The sequence below is a fragment of the Mangrovibacterium sp. genome, assembly GCF_059905295.1.
In genome coordinates this window covers 1-8,088 of record NZ_JBZQJF010000132.1, presented here as the reverse complement: position 1 = coordinate 8,088, position 8,088 = coordinate 1, and the positions used below count along the sequence as shown (strand labels likewise).

Genomic DNA, 8,088 nt, shown 5'->3' with positions numbered 1-8,088 from the left:
CTTTAACTTCATTTGAAATTCTGAGTTCGTAAGCCAAGGGATTTTGTTCATTGGGCAATTTCAGATAATCGTTCCTCTCCAAAGCAGGCTGTACACTTCCACTGTAAATTTCCCCGGTTAAACTATAATGGTTGCCATCCAATGTATAAATAAACGGACAAGATTCTTTAGTTAAGGCAATGATCACAGTGAGAACTGCCATTGCACCGGCAGTAATTCCCACCCCCCCTAAAAAATAGGAACCTGTTGTCGCCAGATTATCTTTGTCATAAACATCAATCCGCTGGATAGCGGTTATTGGAATCTGAAATCCGGATCGATCTGTCTTCTCCATCGAAGAAGTATAAATATGAACCTCGTTTAACAAATAAGATTCATCATGCTTTTTATTCGTCCGGTACCTATTTGCCCCTTTCTGTCGAATTGGCCGTTCGTAACGTCGAACATATTCTTCTGTCAGATATCCCCTAATTGTGTCATCAGTAATTCGGTCAATCCCCACAACCCAAGCCTCAGGCTCGTGGTGAATGATAATATTTTTGTATTGTGAACGATACCCTAAAACATCTTGTTCGTAAGGAGGATCAGGATGCTTCACTTTAAAATAGTTCATACAGGCAGGAGCCAAAAGAAAGATAAAAGCCAGAAAAAAGATACACAGGGACTTCGAAGAACCAATCCGGTTCTTGTTCTTTTGATTTTCGGTTTCTGAATTCATAACAAGTCTAAAAAGCGTTTTAACCAAGGATGTAGGCTATTAAAGTCTGCGCCTCCACAAACAGAGGCACAACCAACAAAGACTTCACTCAGCCGAATACAAGAATCTCAATCAACTCTGTTTCCGCTGATTGTATCACCATTTATATACGAAAGAATGTAATTCCGGTTAAACTCCTTGAAATTTTCAGATTAAACAGGGAATATTCGTGGGCCTTAAAGGAGAATCAATAAAGGCCTCTTGAAAAACGAAAAATTAGGCGACTGCTTTCGGGAAATGCTTTACAATTGCAATTACAAAGAAAATCCAACCAACAATGAAACTCAGGCCTCCGATCGGAGTAATCGCACCAATCCATTTTATTCCGGTAATGGCCAACACATACAAACTACCGGAGAAAATAAGAATGCCGGCAAATAGAAACAAAGCTGCCACATTGAGGTAAGAAGAAGGCATGCTAAACGACAAAACACCAATGAGCAACAAACCCAAAGCATGGTAAAAGTGATACTCAACCCCTGTTTTATACACCTGAAGCATATCCGCTGAAACCCGCGATTTTAAACCATGAGCTCCAAAAGCTCCGATCATCACTCCCAATGCCAGTAAAATGGCTGCTGTTATCAATATTGTTTTAGTCATGCTTTCATTATTAATCGTTCATTCCAACAGCTAAACCCAGGATTTGTTGCAGGCTATATTTCTCTTCCGATTAGAAAGCACTTGCAAACAAATAAACATTTAAAGCCGTCACAATCGCCCCCAGTGTGTAAAGCATCCATTTGGAGATCGTTGAATTTTTATATTTCCCCATCACCTTTTCCGAAGAGGTTAGATACACTTGCGTAAAAATGGTAAATGGCAGCTGTACACTAAGCACCATTTGCGAAACAAGTAAGCCCTGAAAGGGATTTGAAATAAAGAAAATAATCACCAAAGCCAACACTAAGGAAATTATAACCCCTAGTTTCGAGTGATTATCTTTAATATCATAGGGCTCTTTATAAATTCCGGCGAAAATACTGCCGGCAGACATTCCGGAGGTGATTGTCGATGAAATTCCAGCAAACAGTAAGGCAACTGCAAAAACTTTCGATGCATGGCTGCCCAGCAGTGGCCCCAATAACCGATTCGCCTGCTCTAATTCGTTAACTGGAGTTCCGCTTTTAAAGAAAGTTACTGCAGCCAGCAAAATCATAGCGCTATTAATGGCCCAACCAATCACCATACTGAACAGCGTATCAAAGAATTCGTATTTCAGTTGTTTTTTAATTACGGCATCGTCTGATAAGTTCCACTGGCGACTCTGTATTATTTCGGAATGCAGAAACAGATTATGTGGCATCACAACAGCTCCCAACACACTCATAATAACCAAAATTGAATTCTCGGGGAACGATGGAGTTACCCAGCCTTTTAGAGCATTTCCCCATTCAACATCGACCAGTGAAAGCTCATACAAAAAGGAAAGACCAATCACCGAGACAAAAGCAATAATCCACTTTTCGATAACACGGTAGCTTTTCGAAAACAGCATGATTAGCACAAAAATAGTGACTAACACAGAACCAATCAGAATTGGGACCTCAAAGAGCATCTTTAAGGCTATAGCCCCACCCAGAATTTCGGCCAGCGAGGTAGAAACCGAGGCCATCATAGCTGAAATCAGAATTCCTCGTGAATAAACCGGTTTCAGGTGTTCTGTTGCTGCCTCCGACAAACAAAGCCCCGTAACAATCCCCAGGTGAGCAACATTATGCTGCAAGATAATCAACATAATTGTCGACAAGGTGACCATCCACAGTAAGGAATACCCAAACTGTGCTCCGGCAGCCAGGTTAGACGCCCAGTTACCCGGATCAATAAAACCAACAGTTACCAGTAGCCCCGGTCCTATAAATTTCAGGATTTCAGCAGCCCCTAATCGGGGTTCATGATTTTTCGTATCGAATTTCGATTTCCACCACATAATTCTGTCTTTACCAACTAACAAAATTACATCGAAATGGTGAAAAACAATTATCCCAAGACCGTCACTAAATAATATTTAATATTATCGTGATTACCAGTTTCGTTCCCAGAAGTACATCGGTGGATTACATTCCGTAAAACCGGCCTTTTTATACAGTTTTTGTGCACTAGTGTTATCATGGCGAACTTCAAGATTGACACGGCAACAATCATTTTTTTCGCCCCAGGCAGCAATCTCGTCCAATAAAAACTGACCAACTCCTTGTCCTCTAAAGTCAGGGTGAACAACAAAATCGTGAATGTTGATCAAATGTTTCGCTTTCCAGGTTGAGAAATTTTTATTGCAGTTAGCCAAAGCGCCAAAACGATCGCCGACCTTTGCCAGAAATCCAATGTAGGAAGGATAATTTCGAAGCCCCTCAATAATTCTAGGAGCTAAACCTTCGGGCATCGGAGCACTTACTCCCATCGGATCACGCATGTAACAATCAAGCAAATGAATTAACGCATCAACATGCTCCTCGTTATGCAAATCAATCTCAACAAAGGTCAGTGATCCTTTTCCCATCGAAGAAGTTTTTAAACTTTAAAACGCCAGGCATCAATCTCATATTTCTTCACACGCGTACCAAGCATCCGCTCAGTAACCTGCAACATCTCAGCTGCTTTGGCAATGTTGCCTTTGGTTGTTGTTAATGCTTCACGAATCAATTGCTTTTCAACCTGTTCAACGGTGTACATCAATCCACCTTTGGCTTGCGTGTTTGACGAGTCGGCTGTTTGCAATGATGGTGGCAAATTGTATGAGTGAATAACATCATCCGTTGTCAGGATACAGGAACGCTCAATACAGTTCTCCAACTCACGAATGTTACCCGGCCAGGAGTAAATCATCAGCATATTCATTGCACTGGTGGTAATGCGCTTGACACTAGCACCATTTCGCTTATTAAATTTCTCGATGAAATGATCGACAAGCAAAGGAATATCATCGCGCCGTTCACGCAAGGATGGGATAAACAACGGGAATACATTAATCCGGTAGAATAAATCCTCGCGAAACTCTCCTTCTTCAATTGCTTTTTCAAGGTTTCGGTTGGTTGCTGCAACGATTCGCACATCAACTTTAATTGTTTCGGTACCTCCCAAACGCTCAAACTCACGCTGTTGTAGAATTCGAAGAATTTTCACCTGGGTGGACAATGGGATATCTCCAATTTCGTCCAGGAAGATTGTACCTCCATCAGCCAGTTCAAATCGCCCCTTCCGGCGGCTATCTGCACCGGTAAAAGCTCCTTTTTCGTGGCCAAACAGCTCACTCTCGATCAATGAATCAGGTAAGGCAGAACAGTTTACCTTTACAAAATTATTCTTGGCACGTTTACTTGAATAGTGAATCGCATCAGCAATCAACTCCTTACCAATACCGCTCTCTCCCCGGATTAACACGGTTGAATTGGTTTCGGCAACCATATTGACAAGCGAATACACATCGCGCATCTTGCCTGAGTTTCCAACAATATTTACAGGACGCTGTCCATCATCCAACTTACTCTGAAGCTCTTTATTCTTTTGGCGAAGAGCTTCCAGTTCTTCAATTTGTTCTTGTTTCGAACTAACAACCCTGGAGATCAGACTTCCAATCACTGACAAAAGGTAAAGATTTTCATCCTTGGTGATATACGGATTGTAATCCCGCAGCAATCCCAAAGCTCCTGTCACCTGTCCTTCTTCAAGAACCGGCACACACACAAAGGTGAGATCCTTTCCATCTTTTGATTTTAACTCCTGTTGTGTTCGATTTAAAAACAGATTCGACTCTGAAATTTTATCCACAACAATTGGTCTGGCCAATTCAATAACCCGTCCTATAATTCCTTCTCCTAAATCGTATTTGCCTCTTGCTTGCTGTGCAGAACTGTAGCCATAGGCTGCTTCAATATAAATCTTCGAATTTTGTCTATTGAAAATTGTCAGGAAGCTTCGTTCTGCATTCAAATGCTTAACCAATAGTTCCAGAATTACCGACAAATCATTCTTAAGCTCCTTTGTCTGAATAAGTCGTTGACTAATTTCAGACAGAAGTGTCAGCTCTTTTACGCCGTAACACTCGTTACCCGCCTTTTTACACTTAAATTCCATACTTTCCCGCGTAAACAGATTTGATTTCGGTTTCTTTTTGCCACAAATTTTGCAAGAAAAGAACTTCTTGCAAATAATCACTTATATCATCGTGTCATTTTAACGTAACAATAACAATGGAAACATCAAAAAGACAACCAATCCAGCCAAAATTATTTCTACTAATTTATTCAGTTATACTTAAAAACTCTATATTTAGCTACATTAAAATTTGAAAGGGCACGTGAAAATTAATCTGGTTATTATTCCCACTTACAATGAAAAGGAAAACATTGAGCGCATGATTCGCAAAGTGTTCTCATTATCAACAACTTTCCAAATACTAATTATTGACGACAACTCCCCTGATAAAACGGCAGACATCGTGATAAAGTTGCAATCAGAGTTTCCCGACAAGCTTCATTTAATGCAGCGCGAAGGTAAATTAGGATTAGGAACAGCTTATTTAAGCGGGTTCAAGTGGGCATTAAACCATGGTGCCGACTACATTTTTGAGATGGATTGCGACTTTTCGCATAACCCGGAAGACTTGGAACGATTACTCGACGCTTGCGAAAACCAGGGAGGTGATGTAGCCATTGGCTCTCGTTACATTAAAGGAATCAACGTAATCAACTGGCCATTGGGACGCGTATTGATGTCCTATTGTGCATCCATGTACGTCCGCTTTATAACCGGCATGAAAGTGATGGACACAACAGCGGGTTTTAAATGTTTCAGCCGCCATGTGCTCGAAACAATCGACCTCGACGATATTCGTTTAAAAGGATATGGATTTCAGGTCGAAATGAAGTTTACAGCGTGGAAACACGGATTTAAACTCATCGAAGTTCCCATCATTTTTACCGACCGGCAAGAAGGAAGCTCCAAAATGAGCGGCGGCATTTTTAACGAAGCGCTTTGGGGGATTTTGAAGATGAAGGCCCGAAGCTGGTTTAAAAGCTATCAGCCCCAAAGCAAGTAAGCTCACCTGCATGTGAACAAAACAAATAAGATAATTGCTTAAGGCTGCAGAGATGTAGCCTTTTTACATTTCGGATCGTAATTAAAGACAAAATCAAATACCATGAAGCAGACCATCATCCATAACGCCATAGTAATTAACGAAGGCGCAAGTTTCCGTGGAGGAGTTATCATTGAAGGTGAATTTATCAAAAAAGTATTCGAGGGTGAGCTCCCCGAGACGATTAGCAAGGATGTTGAACTGATTGATGCTGAAGAGCGCTGGTTAATCCCGGGAGCAATCGACGACCAGGTACACTTTCGTGAGCCGGGATTAACGCACAAAGGTGAAATTGCAACCGAATCGAGGGCTGCATTAGCAGGAGGGGTGACCTCGTATATGGAAATGCCCAACACCAATCCGCAATCGACAACCCAGGTAGAACTCGAGAAGAAATATACACGTGCTGCAGAAGTCTCAGCCGTGAATTATTCCTTTTACATAGGAGCGACCAACAACAATCTGGACGAAGTACTAAAAACGGATCCTTCAAAAATTTGTGGTATTAAGGTCTTCATGGGATCTTCAACCGGAAATATGCTGGTGGATGATCAGGAAACTCTGGCCGAAATTTTCAAAAATGCTCCTACCTTAATTGCGACACACTGCGAAGACGAGGCAATCATTAAACGCAATATTGAAATTTATCGCAAGGAGTACGGAGAGATCGTCCCCATTTCGCGGCACCCGAAAATCCGGAGCGCCGAAGCTTGCTACAAATCGTCGTCGAAAGCCGTTGAGCTGGCGGCCAAATATGATGCCCGCTTACACGTATTGCACCTTTCGTCGGCACAGGAAATGGAGCTATTCCAACCCGGCCCGGTAAAAGACAAGAAAATTACAGCCGAAGTTTGTGTACATCATTTATGGTTCGATGAACGCGATTACCTGAATTACGGTACCCGCATCAAGTGGAATCCCGCTGTAAAATCGGAGGCCGATAAACTGGCGTTGTGGGATGCCCTGCTGGCTGATAAAATTGATGTCATTGCCACCGACCACGCACCGCACACGCTCGACGAAAAATCGCACTCCTATTTTAAAGCACCCTCCGGTGGCCCGTTGGTACAACACTCGGTAACTGCCATGTTCGAATTTGTAAAGCAAGGTAAAATTACAGCCGAAGATGTGGTGAAAAAAATGTGTCACGCACCGGCCGATTTATTCAGGATAGATCGTCGTGGTTACATTCGCGAAGGTTACTATGCCGACCTGGTGCTTATTAACCCGGACAAAAGCTGGAAAGTATGCCCCGAAAATATCATCTATAAATGTGGTTGGTCACCCTTTGAAGGAACAACATTCAATACCCAGGTATCGAAAACATTCATCAACGGGCAATTGGCCTACGATCGCGGACACATTGAAGATTCAATCCGGGGGAAAAGACTGGAGTTCAACTACTAAAACGGCGTATTTCAGCCTAAAACCCGGTTGACAGCCTTTTATGAAAGTTACTTCTGAGTTTCAAATTGCGGCTATAGTTACCCTTGTGGAAGCCGGGCTGTTGCTGGTTACTTGTTGCTTGTTGCTCATTACTCAATCGTTAATCGCTAATCGGCAATCAATAATCGTTAATCCTGAAAGTTCCAGGTTTTAATTTTCAAGTTCCGGATTCGTCATTGCGAGTACTTACCCCAAATAAATGGGGCATAATGCGGAAATGACAGTTTTTATAAAATCTGTCATTGGTAGGACGACGCGGCAATCTTTTCGATTCGCCCAACATCGCGTGATCAGAGCAGGCGTCTTTTTCTACCCAATTTCACCCTGCTGGGCTGAGTCTTATTGAAGTCCTGTCTTGATAATAGGACGAAAGCGCTCCGGGCAAGCCTCCGTCGTCATTCGATTGTCTTCAACTGTTTTCGAATGCCTTCTCTTGTGTTCCTCCACTCTCATACCTGTGGATGATTCCGGAGAATCCGGATTGTTTTTTAAGACGAAAAGAATTTTTTAGAATAAAAGAGGTAAAATTATTCCTATATAAGGTAAAGTTTTAATCGGAAAACGTAAAAAATTTACTTTTATAGGCTTTCTTTTTACTATAAAAGGTAAATTATTAAATAAATAAGGCAAACTTTTAATCGATTAACGTAAATTATATACTCATATAGCTCTTTTTTTTAAGCATCAAATGTAAAATATTGAGTAAATAAGGTAAAGTTTTACCCACAAGAGGAAATATTTTAGGTGTTTTTACTAATCATTTCAATCCGAAACCCAAAAATTTAGGTGAAAGAGCTAAATACTTCTG

At 41.5% G+C, this 8,088-nt stretch carries 7 protein-coding genes; 2 read left to right on the top strand and 5 right to left on the bottom strand.

The window, feature by feature from the left end:
* From AC37HE_RS07090 to AC37HE_RS07070, 5 genes are all read right to left on the bottom strand, one after another.
* The coding region (locus tag AC37HE_RS07090; RefSeq protein WP_500782107.1) for a hypothetical protein at positions 1-718 on the bottom strand (718 nt) is incomplete at its 3' end.
* A 255-nt stretch (positions 719-973) separates the two neighbouring features.
* Positions 974-1,360, bottom strand: a complete 387-nt coding sequence (locus AC37HE_RS07085) for a DUF423 domain-containing protein (protein ID WP_500782106.1) — start codon at positions 1,358-1,360, stop codon at positions 974-976.
* Positions 1,361-1,430: 70 nt separating this feature from the next.
* Entirely contained in the window at positions 1,431-2,687 is a 1,257-nt protein-coding gene (locus tag AC37HE_RS07080) for an Nramp family divalent metal transporter (RefSeq protein WP_500782105.1), read from the bottom strand.
* Positions 2,688-2,780: 93 nt separating this feature from the next.
* Positions 2,781-3,257, bottom strand: a complete 477-nt coding sequence (locus tag AC37HE_RS07075; RefSeq protein WP_500782104.1) for a GNAT family N-acetyltransferase — start codon at positions 3,255-3,257, stop codon at positions 2,781-2,783.
* Between the two features lie 11 nt (positions 3,258-3,268).
* Positions 3,269-4,831: a sigma-54 interaction domain-containing protein gene (locus AC37HE_RS07070; protein WP_500782103.1), complete on the bottom strand. Its 1,563-nt coding sequence runs from the start codon at positions 4,829-4,831 to the stop codon at positions 3,269-3,271.
* A gap of 223 nt (positions 4,832-5,054) precedes the next feature.
* Here AC37HE_RS07070 and AC37HE_RS07065 point away from each other — a divergent pair, with 223 nt between their 5' ends.
* Both AC37HE_RS07065 and AC37HE_RS07060 read left to right on the top strand, forming a co-directional pair.
* Complete coding sequence (locus tag AC37HE_RS07065; protein WP_500782101.1) at positions 5,055-5,795, top strand: polyprenol monophosphomannose synthase; 741 nt, start codon at positions 5,055-5,057, stop codon at positions 5,793-5,795.
* A gap of 102 nt (positions 5,796-5,897) precedes the next feature.
* On the top strand, positions 5,898-7,241 hold the full coding sequence (locus AC37HE_RS07060; protein WP_500782100.1) for a dihydroorotase: 1,344 nt from the start codon (positions 5,898-5,900) through the stop codon (positions 7,239-7,241).
* The last annotated feature ends 847 nt before the right edge of the window (positions 7,242-8,088 follow it).